Annotated in this window: 13 protein-coding genes and 1 pseudogene; 6 read left to right on the forward strand and 8 right to left on the reverse strand. The window is 59.4% G+C overall.

From position 1 onward, the window contains the following. Positions 1 to 16 precede the first annotated feature (16 nt). From nosP to GQR90_RS02410, 3 genes are all read left to right on the forward strand, one after another. Positions 17 to 1,231, forward strand: a complete 1,215-nt coding sequence (nosP, locus tag GQR90_RS02400; protein ID WP_158772734.1) for a nitric oxide-sensing protein NosP — start codon at positions 17 to 19, stop codon at positions 1,229 to 1,231. Beyond that, entirely contained in the window at positions 1,224 to 2,702 is a 1,479-nt protein-coding gene (locus GQR90_RS02405) for an ATP-binding response regulator (RefSeq protein WP_158772735.1), read from the forward strand. The genes nosP and GQR90_RS02405 overlap by 8 nt, the downstream gene beginning before the upstream one ends. 157 nt (positions 2,703 to 2,859) lie before the next feature. Next, positions 2,860 to 4,173, forward strand: a complete 1,314-nt coding sequence (locus GQR90_RS02410; RefSeq protein ID WP_233266399.1) for an Nramp family divalent metal transporter — start codon at positions 2,860 to 2,862, stop codon at positions 4,171 to 4,173. A gap of 57 nt (positions 4,174 to 4,230) precedes the next feature. Here GQR90_RS02410 and GQR90_RS02415 read toward each other — a convergent pair whose 3' ends face one another. Next, entirely contained in the window at positions 4,231 to 5,049 is an 819-nt protein-coding gene (locus tag GQR90_RS02415) for a response regulator (RefSeq protein ID WP_158772737.1), read from the reverse strand. Positions 5,050 to 5,456: 407 nt separating this feature from the next. Between GQR90_RS02415 and exaC the strand changes: the two genes are divergently transcribed. Further along, the gene (exaC, locus tag GQR90_RS02420) at positions 5,457 to 6,977 is read left to right on the forward strand and encodes an acetaldehyde dehydrogenase ExaC (protein WP_158772738.1); all 1,521 of its coding nucleotides are present in this window, start codon (positions 5,457 to 5,459) and stop codon (positions 6,975 to 6,977) included. 195 nt (positions 6,978 to 7,172) lie between these two features. Then, the gene (adhP, locus tag GQR90_RS02425) at positions 7,173 to 8,201 is read left to right on the forward strand and encodes an alcohol dehydrogenase AdhP (RefSeq protein ID WP_199269461.1); all 1,029 of its coding nucleotides are present in this window, start codon (positions 7,173 to 7,175) and stop codon (positions 8,199 to 8,201) included. 102 nt (positions 8,202 to 8,303) lie between these two features. Here the strand turns inward: adhP and GQR90_RS02430 are convergent, their stop codons facing one another. From GQR90_RS02430 to GQR90_RS02445, 4 genes and pseudogenes are all read right to left on the reverse strand, one after another. Further along, positions 8,304 to 8,795, reverse strand: a complete 492-nt coding sequence (locus GQR90_RS02430; RefSeq protein ID WP_158772739.1) for a pyridoxamine 5'-phosphate oxidase family protein — start codon at positions 8,793 to 8,795, stop codon at positions 8,304 to 8,306. A gap of 126 nt (positions 8,796 to 8,921) precedes the next feature. After that, positions 8,922 to 9,431, reverse strand: a complete 510-nt coding sequence (locus GQR90_RS02435; RefSeq protein ID WP_158772740.1) for a CreA family protein — start codon at positions 9,429 to 9,431, stop codon at positions 8,922 to 8,924. 74 nt (positions 9,432 to 9,505) lie between these two features. Next, a pseudogene (locus GQR90_RS02440) lies at positions 9,506 to 9,847 on the reverse strand (DOPA 4,5-dioxygenase family protein). 60 nt (positions 9,848 to 9,907) lie between these two features. Continuing rightward, positions 9,908 to 10,678 carry a sulfite exporter TauE/SafE family protein gene (locus GQR90_RS02445; protein WP_325064283.1) on the reverse strand — a complete coding sequence of 257 codons (771 nt, stop codon included), beginning with the start codon at positions 10,676 to 10,678 and terminating at the stop codon, positions 9,908 to 9,910. A 326-nt stretch (positions 10,679 to 11,004) separates the two neighbouring features. Here GQR90_RS02445 and GQR90_RS02450 point away from each other — a divergent pair, with 326 nt between their 5' ends. Beyond that, on the forward strand, positions 11,005 to 12,030 hold the full coding sequence (locus GQR90_RS02450) for a succinylglutamate desuccinylase/aspartoacylase family protein (RefSeq protein WP_158772741.1): 1,026 nt from the start codon (positions 11,005 to 11,007) through the stop codon (positions 12,028 to 12,030). Positions 12,031 to 12,115: 85 nt separating this feature from the next. Here GQR90_RS02450 and GQR90_RS02455 read toward each other — a convergent pair whose 3' ends face one another. The 3 genes from GQR90_RS02455 to GQR90_RS02465 form a co-directional block, all read right to left on the reverse strand. Then, positions 12,116 to 13,510, reverse strand: coding sequence for a peptide MFS transporter (locus GQR90_RS02455; RefSeq protein ID WP_158772742.1), 1,395 nt, complete (start codon positions 13,508 to 13,510; stop codon positions 12,116 to 12,118). 518 nt (positions 13,511 to 14,028) lie between these two features. Then, on the reverse strand, positions 14,029 to 15,030 hold the full coding sequence (gene dusA, locus GQR90_RS02460; protein ID WP_158775254.1) for a tRNA dihydrouridine(20/20a) synthase DusA: 1,002 nt from the start codon (positions 15,028 to 15,030) through the stop codon (positions 14,029 to 14,031). Between the two features lie 151 nt (positions 15,031 to 15,181). Next, positions 15,182 to 15,790, reverse strand: coding sequence for a TetR/AcrR family transcriptional regulator (locus GQR90_RS02465; protein ID WP_158772743.1), 609 nt, complete (start codon positions 15,788 to 15,790; stop codon positions 15,182 to 15,184). Positions 15,791 to 15,902 lie beyond the last annotated feature (112 nt).

Below are 15,902 nucleotides of genomic sequence, written 5' to 3' on the forward strand. Positions count from 1 at the left end.
TCAGGGAGAGCGTCATATGTGTCCTATTCATTGTCGTGACGAGGTGGAACAGCGCTTTTCTGCATCGCAGACCACCGGTGTCAGCCACCTGACAGATCCCGTGGCGGCGGCGGCGGAGCTAGCCGAGCAGCTCGATAGCGGGCTAGGTGGGCGTATATACCTGGGGGGCGTGCTGTTCTTCTGCTCGGCGGATTATGCGCTGGACCTGCTAGGGCCGGCCCTGGCCGCCACCTTTGGCGAGGTATCGGTAAGCGGCTGTACCACGGCCGGCGAGATCACGCCGCAGGGCTATGCGCGCGGTTCCATCGTCGCCATCGGTTTTGCGCGCACTGACTTTGCGCTGGCTCAGGTGTTGATCGAAGACCTGTCGGGGTTCGATCTACCGCGTGCCCAGGCGCTGACCGATGATCTGCTGGCGCGTTGCCGTGCCCAGGCGGTTGCTCCCGTTACTGGCCACAGCTTTGCGCTTACACTGCTCGATGGGCTATCCAGCAGCGAAGAGCAGGTGTTGGCGACATTGGACGCCGCACTGGGGCGTATTCCCGGTTTTGGTGGCTCGGCCGGCGATGACAACCGTCTCGCACATACCTACGTCTACGCCGATGGCCGTTTTCATGATCAGGCGGCGGTGGTAGTGTTGATCAACACGCATCTGCCGTTCGAAGTCATCAGCACTCACCATCTGACCCCCTTGGCTGACAAGCTGGTGGTGACGGCGGTGGATCGCGATACCCGCCGCGTACTGGAGCTGAATGCCGAGCCCGCTGCCGAGGAATATGCGCGGCTGGCCGGTGTGACGCCTGATACGCTGGAGGAGGCGGTATTCGCGCGTTGTCCGCTGGCGGTGCGGATCGGTGAGGCGCATTACGTGCGTTCGATCCAACGGGTCAATGCAGATGCCAGCCTGACGTTCTATTGCGCGGTGGAGACTGGCATCGTGCTGACTGCCATGCAGGCCACGCCAATTCTCACTCAACTGGCTGCGTATTTCAGCGAGGTTGAGGTGCGACTGGGAGCGCCGCTGCTCACGATTGGGTGTGACTGCTTTCTCCGGCGCATGGAGATCGAGGCGCTAGGGTTGGAAGCTGACGCCTCGCGCCTGCTGCAGCGGCATCGGGTGATCGGCTTCAATACCTATGGCGAGCAGCATCACGGCATGCATATCAATCAGACCTTCACGGGCGTGGTGATCGGTCAGCCACCTGCTACCGATAGTGCGCGGGATGAATAGCCCAACGGAGGCGCTACGTGAAGCACTGGCTGCGCTGCAGGCACGCAATCAGCGCTTGGAGAAGATCAACGCCGCACTGATCGAGCGTGTCGAGTCGAGCAGCCTGTCACCGAGCGCTCCCTATGCTGCCTTTGAGCACGCGGTATTGCTGGCGGAGCAGGTGCGAGAACGCACTGACACCCTGCATCGCACGCTGGATGAGTTGGGGGCGCTCAACCGCCGCCTGACCGCTGCCAAGGCTGAGGCAGAGGCGGCCAATCATTCCAAGACGCGCTTTCTGGCCGCTATCAGCCATGACTTGTTGCAGCCGCTCAATGCAGCGCGCCTGTTTGCCAGTGCGCTCGAGGAGCGACTGTCGCTTTCTGTTACTGCAAGACGTTCCACGGACGCTGCTGAACCGCGTGAATTGGTCCAGCGCTTGAGTCGCTCATTGAATGACGTCGAAGGCCTGCTCGGTACGCTGGTGGACATCTCGCGATTGGATGCCGGAGTGCTCACGCCAGATATCACTACCTTTCATGCCCGTGAGCTGCTGGATGTACTGGCTGAGGAATATCGCCAGCTGGGTGCCGCGTATGGGCTGGAGCTTCACTATGTGGCAAGCAAGGTCATGGTGGCCTCTGACCTGCAGCTGTTGGCGCGCGTGGTGCGCAACTTCCTGAGCAATGCACTGCGCTATGTCCCTGAATCCCATGCTGGTAAACCGACCATGGGTGACAGCACCTCTGGTGGGCGGGTGCTGTTGGGGTGTCGGCGGCGTGGTGATTGGCTGGAAATCACGGTGGCAGATAACGGGCCGGGCGTAGAGGAGCATCAGCGCGAGGCGATCTTCCTCGAGTTTCGCCGTGCAGCCCAGGGCCATGACCCTGAACAACGCGGGCTGGGGCTGGGACTGGCGATCGTCAAACGCATCACGGGTCTGCTGGAGCATCCGCTGTCGCTCGACTCGATTGCTGGTCGCGGAGCTGCCTTTGCGGTACGCGTGCCGATCGTGGCATCACCACGTGCTGGCATCGTGGAACCCCCTGTTTTACTGGGAGGCCTGTCAGCTCCGCTCACGCGACCGCTTGAAAATACCGTTATCTGGGTGATCGACGATGACCGCGATGTACTCGCCGGCATGCAGTCATTGTTGGCGGGCTGGGGCGCAAGCGTTCACTGCGCGGTGACGCGCGAGGCATTGCTGGCGCAACAGGACGCGGTATCACCTGATCTACTGATCGTCGACTATCAGCTGGGTGACGATCAGCCGGATGGTCTTGTGCAGGCGCAGGCGTTGCGTGAGCGATGGCCCACGCTACCCGTGGTGGTGATCAGCGCTGATCATGCGGCAGCGCTGAAGGCGCAGGCCAGAGCACTCGGTTTTGGTTTTCTGCTCAAGCCAGTCAAGCCATTACGGCTACGCCAACTGTTGGTGAATCAGTTAGGCCATACGGAAAACGGAAAGGCGGGGCGACAAGATCAGGCATAGCAGATGACTATTGAGCAGCATGATTAATTATAATGAGAATTGATCGTATCTTGGGTGTATGCTCATGGCATATCCTTCCGCATATCGTAGTGAATCGTTTCTTGTATTGTCTTGCGGACCATTGATCTGACAGGTTTATCCCCCCATGTTTAATGTCATGTCTGATAGTACCGTACGTCGTGCCGCTAGCCTGTCACTTAGCAGTACAGGTGAGGCAACTTCTCCCTCATCTCGCCCCGGGGCCTCGGGTCCGAGATCGGGTCGCATTCGGCGCGCCTTGCCCTTCATGGGGCCGGCGATGATTGCCGCTGTGGCCTATATCGATCCTGGCAACTTCGCCACCAATATCGAAGCGGGTTCGCGCTATGGCTATACCCTGCTGTGGGTGGTGCTGTGGGCCAATCTGATGGCGATGCTGATCCAGACGCTGTCAGCACGGCTTGGGCTGGCCACGGGGCAGAATCTGGCTGAGGTGATTCGTGCACGCTTCCCGCGTCCGCTGGTGTGGGCCTTCTGGGTGCAAGCTGAAATTGTCGCCATCGCGACCGACCTTGCCGAGTTTCTCGGCGCGGCACTGGCCTTCAATCTATTGTTCGGCCTCAGCATGCTGGAAGGGGCGCTGCTGACCGGCGCCATCACCTATGGCGTGCTGGTGATGCAACGCTATGGCTTCCGCCTCATGGAGTTGATCATCGGTGCCATGATTCTGGCCGTCTCGGCGGGCTTCCTGCTTGAGATCATCCTCAGTCGTCCGCCGGTCGAGCCAATCATCTACGGCCTGCTGACCCCCGGCTTTCCGGACAGTCATGCCATCTTCCTGGCGGCCGGCATTCTCGGTGCGACCGTGATGCCCCACGTGATCTATCTGCACTCGGCACTGTCCCAGAATCGCATTCGTGTCCGTGGCAGCGGTGAGCGTCGGCGCGTGATGGGTTACTACCGTCTCGATGTCATCATCGGCATGGCACTGGCGGGGCTGATCAATCTGGCGATGCTGGTGCTGGCGGCCAAGGTCTTTCATGGCAACGGCGAAACGGGTGTGGCCTCCATCACCGAGAGTTACAAGCTGCTGTCACCCCTGATGGGACACGATGCTGCCAGCCTGATCTTCGGCATCACACTGCTGCTGGCGGGCCTGTCATCCTCCATCGTCGGTACCTTGTCCGGGCAGGTGGTGATGCAGGGCTTCGTCAATTTCCGTATCCCGCTGTGGCTACGCCGCGTGATCACCATGGCGCCCGCCATCGCCATCATTCTGATTGGCCTGCCGGAGCAGCAGGTACTGGTTGCCAGTCAGGTGGTGCTGAGCTTCGGGATTCCCTTCGCACTGGTACCGATGTTGATGTTCACCGCCAATCGCAAGTTGATGGGTGACCTGGTCAACAAGCACTGGGTGACAGGCTTGGGAATTCTGGTCGCCGCCATCATCATCATGCTCAACGGCTATGTGCTGGTGGGAGAGCTGCTGTAACCCGCGCCACTCTGCCATTCATTTGACATTTTCACCCGCGATGCCCCGGTCGGCCTCTCATTCGTGAGGGCTTGGCTGGGGCATCGTGCGTTGGGTCTCGGGCAATGCTGGCAGGGCACGGCTGGCGATCAGAATAGCTTGGACACGACTGGAAACGCCCAACTTGCGCAGGATGGCCGAGACATGGGTCTTGACGGTGGTTTCGGCCACGCCCAGCTGCCAGGCAATCATCTTGTTGGATTCACCCAGCACCATGCGCTGCAGTACGCCGCGTTGCTTGCCGGTCAGCGTCTGCCAGTGCTTCGCAAAGTCCGTATCGCTCATGGTGGGGGCGAGGGGAGAGGCATGATGGCGTCGTTCACTGGTGCCATCGTTGACGCCGGTGCCTGTATCGGCGCTGTTGGCGCAGAGCGGGTGCGATGGGAGGGATGCCAGACGTGGCGTAGTGCGTATCAGGCTCGCCGGCACATACACCTCGCCGGCAAGTAGGCGTCTGAGTGCTTCGCGCAGCGCCTCAGCCGAGGTGGATTTCGGTAGATAGCCGACTGCGCCGAGCGTCAGCGCTTCCAACACGGTAGTGCGCTCTTCATGGGCGGAGAGGATGGCGACGGGTAGCCAGTCTGCTTCGGCTCGCAGGCGTACCAATCCTTCCAGGCCATGACTGTCCGGCAGGTCGAGGTCCAGCAGTAACAGGTCAAGGGTATCGGCGTGAACCTCGATCAGCGCCAGCGCTTCACTGAGGCTGGCGGCCTCCAATAGTTCACACGCAGGCGCGGAAGTCCTCACCGCATCGTGCGATGACGTCTGCATGCTCAGCGTTCGGCTGATGGCATCACGAAACAGCGGATGATCATCCGCAATCAGCACACGGTACATGGTGGCTCCTTACCAGTGGAGAGGGGCACGATATCCAAACGAGCCTTGGCAGTATCGCTAGAGCTTAACGCCATATCATGGTGCTGTGCCTTGCGGCCTTCGCGGTATGCACCGCGTAACTTTTCTTCTCTTCATCCTTCCACCTCCTCCCAAGGGATGAGGTTTCCTCCCCCCATGGCAGCATGTCGTCTTCGTACTCCTTGAACAACACTGAATGTGCATGTTTGCAGGCACCAGCACAGATCAACATTTTCCACTTGGCTGTCACACCCCAAGGCTCGTGCCGAACACTTGCATCCAAGCATTCAGAGTCAGTCCCATAACAACAGGTCGCTGATCTCGCCGCTTGATCGCCTCACGCCAGAGTCGACAGCGTATCGCGAGCATCCGGCCAACAGGAGTTAGCCATGATATATGCCTCTCCGGGCAGCGCAGATGCGCTTGTCACCTTCAAGGATACCTACGGCAACTTTATCGGGGGTCGCTTCGTCGAACCGGTCAAGGGCCAGTACTTCGATAACATCAGCCCCGTGACGGGGGAGGTGTTCTGTCGTATCCCGCGTTCCAGTGCGGAAGACATCGATCTTGCTCTCGACGCGGCCCATGCTGTCGCCGCCGACTGGGGCAAGACCTCAGTACAGGAGCGCTCCAATATACTGCTCAAGATCGCAGATCGTATCGAGCAGAACCTCGAACTGCTGGCTGTTGCCGAGACGTGGGACAACGGCAAGGCCATCCGCGAGACAATCAATGCGGACATTCCGCTGGCGGTCGATCACTTCCGCTACTTCGCTGGCTGCCTGCGCTCCCAGGAAGGTACGGCAGCGGACATTGATGCCAATACCGTGTCCTATCACTTCCATGAGCCACTGGGTGTGGTCGGTCAGATCATCCCGTGGAACTTCCCGATTCTGATGGCGACCTGGAAGCTGGCACCTGCGCTGGCCGCCGGTAACTGCGTGGTGCTCAAGCCAGCCGAGCAGACGCCAGCCTCGATTCTGGTGCTCGCCGAACTGATCAATGACCTGCTGCCTGCCGGAGTGCTCAATATCGTCAACGGCTATGGTGCCGAGGCCGGCCAGGCACTGGCGACCAGCAAGCGCATTGCCAAGATCGCCTTTACCGGCTCCACGCCGGTCGGTTCGCATATTCTCAAGTGCGCAGCCGAGAACATCATTCCGTCCACTGTCGAGCTGGGTGGCAAGTCACCCAACATCTACTTCGCCGACATCATGAATGCCGAGCCCCAGTTCATCGACAAGGCCGCCGAAGGGCTGGTGCTGGCCTTCTTCAATCAGGGTGAGGTATGTACCTGCCCGTCGCGGGCGCTGATTCAGGAAAGTATCTATGACAGCTTCATGGCACACGTGATGGAGCGAGTAAAAACCATCAAGCGCGGCAATCCGTTGGATACCGATGTGCAGGTAGGCGCCCAGGCCTCTCGTGAGCAATATGACAAGATCATGGCGTACATGGATGTGGCTCGCGAAGAAGGCGCTGAATTCCTGACTGGGGGGAATAGTGAGCAGCTGGAAAATGAGCTGGCCAATGGCTATTACATCCAGCCGACGCTATTGAAGGGCAACAATTCGATGCGCGTCTTCCAGGAAGAAATCTTCGGGCCGGTCGTGGCCATCACCACCTTCCGCGATGAAGCCGAGGCGCTCGCCATTGCCAATGACACCGAGTTTGGCCTCGGTGCTGGCGTGTGGAGCCGCGATATCAATGTCGCCTTCCGCATGGGACGTGGCATTCAAGCTGGTCGCGTATGGACCAACTGTTATCACCAGTATCCCGCCCATGCCGCCTTTGGTGGCTACAAGAAATCCGGTGTCGGTCGCGAGACTCACAAGATGGCACTCGAGCACTACCAGCAGACCAAGAACCTGCTGATCAGTTACGACATCAATCCGCTGGGCTTCTTCTAGACGGCCAATGCCCTGTGTTGGATCGTTTTGATGATCTGGCGCAGGGCAGCCGTTCACCGATCGGAGCACGCTGGTCGGTGTTTCCGACATTCGATGCTCAAGGTTCCAGGCAAAGGGAGTGGCGGTGAGTGAATATGTCACCCCCTTCCTGTCGCTTATTGATTCGTATGTTTCTGAATTAGAAAGGAGTGCGATATGAACAGCAGCATGAAAGCCGCCGTAGTACGTGAGTTCGGAGCACCGCTGGTTATCGAGGAAGTCGCGGTGCCGCGCCCCGGACGAGGCGAGATTCTGGTCGAGGTCGCTGCGACAGGTGTCTGTCATACCGATCTACACGCGGCACATGGTGACTGGCCGGTGAAGCCAAATCCGCCGTTCATTCCCGGGCATGAGGGGGTCGGCATCATCGCCGCGGTGGGCGAGGGCGTGACCCATGTCAAGGAAGGCGATCGCGTTGGCGTGCCGTGGCTCTATTCGGCCTGCGGCCACTGTGAGCATTGCCTGGGTGGCTGGGAGACGCTGTGCGAAAGCCAGCAGAACACCGGCTACTCGGTGAATGGCGGCTTTGCTGAGTACACTCTCGCCGATGCCGGTTATGTCGGCCGACTTCCGGACAGCATTGGCTTCGTTGAGATCGCCCCGATTCTGTGTGCTGGGGTCACGGTCTACAAGGGCTTGAAGATGACCGATACCCGTCCCGGCCAGTGGGTTGTCATTTCCGGCATCGGCGGCCTTGGGCATATGGCGGTGCAGTATGCACGGGCGATGGGGCTGAATGTGGCGGCGGTGGATGTTGACGATGCCAAGCTGGCACTAGCACGTCGTCTGGGCGCGACCGTCACGGTCAATGCCATGAAGGAAGACCCGGCAACCGTCATCAAGCGCGAGATCGGCGGCGCACACGGTGCGCTGGTCACGGCAGTGTCGCCCAAGGCGTTCGATCAGGCGCAGAACATGCTACGGCGTGGTGGGACCTTGGTGCTCAATGGCCTGCCGCCGGGGGACTTCCCGCTGCCGATCTTCTCGACCGTGCTCAACGGCATCACGGTGCGCGGCTCCATCGTCGGCACACGACAAGACCTGCAAGAGGCGCTCGACTTCGCCGCCGAAGGCAAGGTGGCGGCGACAGTGCAGACCGGCAAGCTTGAAGATATCAACGAGATATTTGGTCGCATGATCGAGGGCAAGATTGAAGGGCGCATCGTGCTCGACATGAAGGCATAGCCTGCCACCAGACCTGAATAAGCCAGATACGACAACGCCAGCCCAAGGGCTGGCGTTGTCGTATGCGGTCTGGCACATAAACACTCAGTCAGTGAGCAGTGCTTAGTCGTTACCGAATTTCTCGTTTTCGCCCATGTCTGGCGTGTGGCCCTTGTCGAGATTGGCGCGTGCAATCTCATAGAGCTGGTACGCCTTGCTCTCCTTGGCCTTCCAGTGCTCACCGAACTGAACCTTGATCTCCAGCAGGGTGACATCCGCATCATCCTTGCCCTCGGGGAACCAGGCAGCCACGAACGGATTCCAGTACTTGTCGATCAGACCCTGATCACGGTGCAGGTTGGCGTGTCCTGATAGCGAGACGTAGGTGCCGTCATCCTGATTTGAGAAACTCAGGCAGACTTCGCTGTCCTGTTTGGTCTCAAGCACCTTCTCGGCACTGGCACGCGTAAAGAACCAGAGCGTGCCATCGTATTCGTCCTGCACCAGATGCATCGGGCGGGCACGTGGGACGTTACCATCCTGCGTCACCAGCATGCCGACCTTCACGTCCTTGATCAGCTTCCAGATCTTTTGCTTATGCTCAGGGCTCGACATCGCATGTCACTCCTTGTGCCGTTCGAAAGAGAATCCGGCGGGTGGCCGTTACCCATGACGTTGGCGCTGTGGGGAGTAACTTCAAGGCCTGGTGATCAAGCTTTATCTTGATAAGTAAATGACGACTTAGCGTGCGGCTGGCGCCTGCCAGGCATCGCTGCCCCACAGCGGTACGCTACTCAGAGCGTGCTTGAAGCTACCACTGGTTTCCTTGGTGCTATAGGCGATATAGAGCAGGCTCTGGGAATCACGATCGAGTATTCGGCGAATCCTGAGACTCTTGAGCAGCACGCTCTTGGATTTGCGATAGACCTCCTCGCCACTCTTGGAAGTGTCGATCTCGGCGATCATCTCGGCGGTGATCGGGCCGGTCTGACGACAGGTGATACTCATGTCGGAGGGGTCGGAGAAATCAAGGTTCGCCTCGATGTTGCTCAGGTGGCAGGTCACGCCCGGTACCTTGGGATCGATCAGACTCTCGATCTTGATATCCTTGGTGGTGAAGAGGCCCAGCGAGACATCACCGACCTCATTGTCGTCACAACCGCTGAGCAGCAATCCCGATGCGATCAAGCCGACCAATGCAGTGCGTGACGTTAAGCGGCGTAGTTGAGTCTTGCGGCGCGATTGGTTCATGAGAGACATCCTTGCGGGTACATGGAGAAATTCAGTATTCAGGCCATCATAGCGCGCGATGTGGGCCGTAGGCTTCAGACGGTGTTGAAGACGGCCAGATTCAGTGGGTGAGAGTTGCCCAGCCACATCACGCCTTGGGTGTGATCGAACAGGTCATCACCGGTACCGGCGTGCACGAAGATATCCAGCGCGCCTCAATTCAGTGCCAGCCATGGCACGATATCGGCGAAGTCATCAGCGGCAAACGACAACTGGCAACTCCACAGCGAGTGCGGGCCGACAGGTGTCTCATGGAAGCGCCCGACGCGTAGCGAGAAGTGTTGCTCAGCGTTGGCGACAAGCGCTTTGGCCGCGGCCAGCCCTTGTTCATCGTCATAGTAGAGGTGGGCGTGGTAGTCGCTGATACGGTGCGGCAAGGCAAGACTCCGAGATGTGCAGAAAGGTCATTACAAGTAGCCGGGTAGCTCGCTGGCGGGTTAGCCCCACGCCTTGTAGAGCAGCTGCACACCCACAATGGCCATGGCAATGATGATCAGGCGGAAGAACAGTGTCTCGTTGACGCGTGACTGCAACCACAGGCCGCTTTTCACGCCGGCCCAGGCGACAGGTACCAGCAATAGTGAGGCTGAGAAGCTGGTGAGGTTGATTTCGCCAAGGGCCAGGTACGGCCCTAGTTTCATCAAGTTGATGCCGCCGAAGGCGACCACGGTAGTGGCGATGAACGCTGCCTTGGGATGCTGGCGGGGAATCATGTACAGGTTGTAAGGCGGTGCGCCGGCATGGGCGAAGAAACTGGTGAAACCGGCAGCGGTGCCAGCCGGCAATGCCAGCCATTGCGGCAGTGGGCGTTGCGTGGTCGGCTTGAATAGCATGTAGGCGGCAAACAATAGCGAGATGATGCCCAACAGGCCGCGAATCATGTTCTCGTTCAGCTCACCGAACAGCAGGGTGCCGCAGGCGATACCTATCGCTGCGCCGGGCAGGATCAGGCGTAATTCCGACCACAGCTGCTTGCCCCACCACGCCTTGATGCTCAATGCATCCATCACCAGCAGCAGTGGCAGCAACAGGCCCGCTGCCTCTAGCGGGCCGATCGCCAATGCCATCAGCGGTACCGATAACGAGCCGAACCCACCGGCGAAACCGCCCTTGGAAATACCGGTCAGATAGGTGGCGGCAATGATAAGTACCCACGCCATCGCGGAGTAATCGGGCAGGTGCAGCAGAGAATCGAGAAGATCGGTCACAGGCGTCTCGTGTTGGAGAAGGCGGTTGAACGTCTAAAGGGCATGGCTGAATCAGGTGTCAGTGCATTGACCCTGTCAGGCATTGTTCAACAAAAACTGGCGCGCATCACCCCCGTTGTGCACAAAGATGTCTTTCCCTGACAGCATCAATGCGTTAAAAGGCGCATGCTGATATGGGCATTTCGCTAGGCCTGCCGTACAGGCATGATGGGTAGCGTCTGCTCTACGCGTGGGTGGAGGTTTTCGTCGCCGCGTTGGCAGTCTGCGGTTGGCGGTTATGATTTTTCTGTCGTTTGCTCTGCAAAGAGCCTGGTCATGAGGTGGCGATGTCACGCGCTCCGTTTGAAATCAGTGGTGCCCGGATCGCGCCGGGTACACGGGCACAGGTCGATGTGCCGGTAGCCAAGCTCTACACGCATGCACCGCTGCATATTCCGGTCGAGGTGGTGCATGGTCGCCAGCCCGGCCCGGTGTTGCTGGTGTGTGGCGCGATTCACGGTGATGAGATCAATGGTGTCGAGATCGTGCGCCGTCTGCTGAGAAGTACCAGCCTGTCTCGACTGCGCGGTACGCTGATTGCGGTACCCATCGTCAATATCTTCGGCTTCGTGCAGCACACCCGTTATCTGCCGGACCGCCGTGACCTCAATCGCTGCTTCCCCGGCAGCGAGAGCGGTTCACTGGGGTCGCGTGTGGCAGCGCTATTCCGCGAGCAGATCGCCGATCAGGCCACGCATATCATCGATCTGCATACGGGGGCGATTCACCGTACCAACCTGCCGCAGATTCGCGCCACCATGAAGGGCAATGACGCCACACGTGAAATGGCGGATGCCTTCGGGGCACCGGTACTGCTGAATGCCGAGCTGCGCGAGGGCAGTCTACGTGCTTACGCCAGCGAGCGCGGTGTGCCGGTCATCACCTATGAGGCTGGCGAAGCACTACGCTTCGATGAGTGGGCGATCCGCCCCGGTGTCAGTGGTGTGAAGCGCGTGATGCGCGCCATCGGCATGCTGGCCAAAGACCGTGATCGCAGCACCACCAAGCGTGCGGTGGAGATGTCCAACGGTTCCAGCTGGGCACGTGCCTCTACCGATGGCATCGTGCAGAGTCGTGTCGGACTGGGGGATCGGGTCGAGAAGGGGCAGGTGCTGGGCATGGTCGCTGACCCGTTCGGCAACAGCGAGAGTGAAGTGCTATCGCCTGCCGACGGTATCATCATCGGTATGGCCAATCTGCCGCTGGCCAATGAGGGTGAGGCGCTCTATCACGTGGCACGCTTCCATGCGATTGATGATGCTGAAAGCGCTGTGGATAATTTCCAGCAGTTATTTGTGCCTGATTCGATCTAACGGCCAGGTGGCAAATAGAAAGCCCCGCTCACTGAGCGGGGCTTTTGTCTTTCTGGCATGCCGTTCTGGTAGAGCAAGGATGTGCTCAGTCCTCGTTGAGCTGTGTATTGAGGGGCGCATGTCTCGATTCGGCACCGTGCATCCAGTCCACCAGCTTGCCTGCAAATACCAACAGTAGCAGGCCGCCCAGTACGCCAGTGATGGCGATGCCGCCGAAGACACTCATGGCACCGGCTTCGCCAACCAATGAGCCGATCATGCCCGCCAGATAATTGGCCAGTGCGATGAAGGCGAACCAGGCGCCCATCATCAACGCGCCCATGCGCACCGGTGACAGCTTGGTGACCATCGACAGGCCCACCGGCGACAGACACAGCTCACCCAGCGTATGGAAGAAGAAGGCTCCCACCAGCCACATCATCGAGGCACTGCCGGCGGTCTGCTGTTCCAGCACGGCACCGATCATGCAGACGAAGCCGACGCCCAGGAAGATGAGGCCGAAGGCGAACTTGACCGGCGAGCTGGGCTCGCGGTCTTTCATGCGTGACCAGAGCCCGGCAAGCAGTGGCGACAGGATGATGATGAACAGTGGATTGAGCGACTGGAACCAGGCCGCCGGGACTTCAAAGCCCATCAGCATGCGGTCGGTGTAATCCTGTGCGTAGAGTGCCATCAGGCCACCGCCCTGCTCGAAACCGGCCCAGAACAGGATGGTGAACAAGCCCAGCACCATGATGACCTTGATGCGGTCACGTTCTTCACGCGTCAGCGGTGTTTTGGATGTCGTGTTCTTGCTCAGGCGAGCTTCACGTCTGGCGATCGGCTCCACGCCAAGATCACCCAGATGCCGTGGTGCGAAGATAAGCTGAATCGCCACCGCCAGCAGCATGCCGATACCGGCGACCAGGAAACCCGCATTCCAGCCATAGCCCTCAGCCATCGACCCCGCGACGATGCCGGAGATCAGCGCCCCGATATTGATGCCCATGTAGAAGATGGTGAAGGCGCCGTCACGGCGATGATCGCCCTGTGCATAGAGTCCGCCGACCATCGTCGAGATATTGGGCTTGAACAGCCCATTGCCGATGACCAGCAGCCCCAGTCCGACGTAAAGCAACGTTTCGGCATCGAATCCGCTTGAGGCAGAAGGAATGGCCAGCACGAATTGACCTGCCGCCATGATCAGGCCACCGATCAGGATGGAACGGCGCGCCCCCAGCCAGTTGTCAGCCAGCGCGCCACCGAATATCGGCGTGACGAAGACCAGACCCGTGAAGATGCCATACAGCTGCAAGGCCTCGCCCTGGCTCCATCCGAGTCCGCCACTGGTGACGGTATCCGTGAGATAGAGCACCAGCAGGGCGCGCATGGCGTAATAGGAGAAGCGTTCCCACAATTCAGTGGAGAACAGCAGATAGAGACCAGCGGGGTGCCCGAACAGCTCGCGGCCGTCGGTACCGTGTGATGAGGAATGGGACATGAAACCTCAGGGAAGTGTCAGCAGGGATGGCAGATAGCGTTCGCTCGAGACAGACGAGCGCAGAACGTCAGCGGTATTTTTATAGGAAATTCTATTATCGGGAATTCCAGAGTCGGAATTTCACAGGTCAGACCGGCATGGCCGTGTGATCCTTGTGCGATATCACTCCATTCTGCCTGTGGATGTGTTTGTCAGACAATCACACCATAGTCATGCATGTCCTTGTTTTAACGAAGATTACGGTACATTTTTCAGGAAACATGGGTTGCGTGAATCCGATATCAATCATGAACAGGGCTGGAAGTGACGCGCGCGAGCAGGGCGGGCAGGGCCACTGAAAGTACAGAAACTGAACAGAGGGACGCTGGCAGGAGGCTGACCACGACATGACCCACAAGCGACGACACCCGGCACGAAGGCCGGGTGTCGGGGGAGCTAAGCATGGCAACAAGTGAAGTTTTATCGCGTTCAGGAGGCCTCACCGTGCTGAGTGAGGCTTCACCGCGTCAAGATATGACTCAAGCACTCTCGGACTGCGGTTGATGTGCCGGCACCCGTGCCATGGCGTCATCGATCACCTCGATGCCTGCACCCGGCTTGTGGGCATTCTCGGAGACATGACGACGGAACTGGCGTCCGCCCGGCTGCCCCAGGAAGAGTCCCAACAGGTGACGGCTGATGTGGTTGAGACGCACGCCCTCGGCGAGACGCTTCTCGATGTAAGGGCGGAAGGCGCGCAGCGCATCATGACGGCTGGTGTGCGGGTTCTCGGCCTCGCCGTACAGCTCACTGTCCACCGTCGCCAGCAACCAGGGGTTGTGATACGCCTCGCGGCCGACCATCACGCTATCAACGTGCTGCAGCTGCTCGTGCAGCTCGCCCATCAACTTCAGGCCACCATTGATGCCGATATGCAGCGACGGATGCGACTGCTTGAGACGATGCACGCGCCCGTAGTTCAGCGGCGGCACGTCACGATTCTCCTTCGGCGACAGCCCCTGCAGCCACGCCTTGCGGGCATGCACGCTGAAGGTATCGCAGCCGGCGTCAGCCACAGTGCTGATGAAACGTTCGAGATCAGCATCCTCATCCTGATCATCAATGCCGATGCGGCACTTCACCGTCACCGGTATCTTCACCTGTGCCTGCATTTCCTTCACGCACTTGGCGACCAGCTCTGGATGCTCCATCAGACAAGCACCGATCATGTTGTTCTGCACGCGATCACTCGGGCAGCCCACATTCAGGTTCACCTCGTCATAGCCCCAGCGCTCGGCCATTGCCGCACACTCGGCCAGCGCCTGCGGATCACTGCCGCCCAGCTGCAATGCCAACGGATGCTCCGTCTCATCGTGGCCGAGAAAGCGCTCGCTGTCTGGATTGAACAGCAATGCGCCCGTCGTCACCATCTCCGTGTACAGCAGCGTACGACGGCTCAATACGCGCGCGAAGGCGCGGTAGTCACGGGTCGTCCATTCCATCATCGGCGCAACGGAGAAGGTGCGGTCAATCGGTGTCATCGGCATGGCAGTCATATCGGCAAGAGAAAAGGGCAGGAACAAGAAGTGTGTTGGGTCTCACGTACCTGCCCAGATAGCTGGCAGAGGGCGGGGATTCTAGCAGCTTGATCGAGAGAGTGCAGAGGTCGAAGTGGCCAGAGTCAGCGTTAGGTCACTGCACTCTCAGCGCTTCAATATCCTGGGCGATGTCTTCGGCAAGTTGATGCACGATCTCACTGTCGCCTTCGCGTTGGGCGTAGGCGCGCAGGCCCATGACTTCGGCTTGCAGGCGGCGGCCGAGGCGTTCCGGCTGGTGAGCAGGGCGCTCAGGGTCGATGATCTGGCCCGCCACGTGAGCGTCTCTAAAGGCCTGACAGAAGCGGGCCTCCATGCCGGCGAGCAACATCTCGACCTTGTCGCGTGCGGCTTGTTCCCGCTCACCGAGTTCCAGCAGGCTCTTGGCCAGCATGCAGGCGCGCGAGGGCACTTCCTTGTCACGCAGACAGCCGAGCTGACGGATATAGGTCGCGAGGGCATCCAGTGGCGAGTCGTGGCTGGCCATGATGATTTCCATCTCACGCAGGCTACGGGTGGCGTAACAATCCAGCGCTTCCTGGAAGAGACCATCCTTGCTGCCAAACGCGGCGTAGATGCTACCGGGACGCATATCCAGCGTGCGCTCGATGTCTTTCAGCGAGGTGGCATGAAAGCCCTTTTGCCAGAAGAGATTCAGCGCTCGGTCGAGAGAGTCCTGACGATTGTGCAAGGTGGCGCGTGGCATGATGATCCTGACGATGAGGCACGGCGTGCAGTCTGTTCGTCATGTTGACGATGTAGTGTATGAGCCGTGCTGAATGAGATGCTGTTGAGCGAGTACTCAATTTTAACTTGAA

The sequence above is a fragment of the Cobetia sp. L2A1 genome, assembly GCF_009796845.1.
Lineage (GTDB): Bacteria > Pseudomonadota > Gammaproteobacteria > Pseudomonadales > Halomonadaceae > Cobetia.

What these genes read in the sequence shown, in the direction of transcription:
- exaC (WP_158772738.1), top strand. Translation starts at nt 5,457, where the DNA reads ATGATATATGCCTCTCCGGGCAGCGCAGATGCGCTTGTCACCTTCAAG.
- GQR90_RS02410 (WP_233266399.1), top strand. Translation starts at nt 2,860, where the DNA reads ATGTCTGATAGTACCGTACGTCGTGCCGCTAGCCTGTCACTTAGCAGT.
- GQR90_RS02450 (WP_158772741.1), top strand. Translation starts at nt 11,005, where the DNA reads ATGTCACGCGCTCCGTTTGAAATCAGTGGTGCCCGGATCGCGCCGGGT.
- GQR90_RS02405 (WP_158772735.1), top strand. Translation starts at nt 1,224, where the DNA reads ATGAATAGCCCAACGGAGGCGCTACGTGAAGCACTGGCTGCGCTGCAG.
- GQR90_RS02430 (WP_158772739.1), bottom strand. Translation starts at nt 8,795, where the DNA reads ATGTCGAGCCCTGAGCATAAGCAAAAGATCTGGAAGCTGATCAAGGAC.
- dusA (WP_158775254.1), bottom strand. Translation starts at nt 15,030, where the DNA reads ATGACACCGATTGACCGCACCTTCTCCGTTGCGCCGATGATGGAATGG.
- GQR90_RS02455 (WP_158772742.1), bottom strand. Translation starts at nt 13,510, where the DNA reads ATGTCCCATTCCTCATCACACGGTACCGACGGCCGCGAGCTGTTCGGG.
- GQR90_RS02435 (WP_158772740.1), bottom strand. Translation starts at nt 9,431, where the DNA reads ATGAACCAATCGCGCCGCAAGACTCAACTACGCCGCTTAACGTCACGC.
- GQR90_RS02415 (WP_158772737.1), bottom strand. Translation starts at nt 5,049, where the DNA reads ATGTACCGTGTGCTGATTGCGGATGATCATCCGCTGTTTCGTGATGCC.
- adhP (WP_199269461.1), top strand. Translation starts at nt 7,173, where the DNA reads ATGAACAGCAGCATGAAAGCCGCCGTAGTACGTGAGTTCGGAGCACCG.
- GQR90_RS02465 (WP_158772743.1), bottom strand. Translation starts at nt 15,790, where the DNA reads ATGCCACGCGCCACCTTGCACAATCGTCAGGACTCTCTCGACCGAGCG.
- nosP (WP_158772734.1), top strand. Translation starts at nt 17, where the DNA reads ATGTGTCCTATTCATTGTCGTGACGAGGTGGAACAGCGCTTTTCTGCA.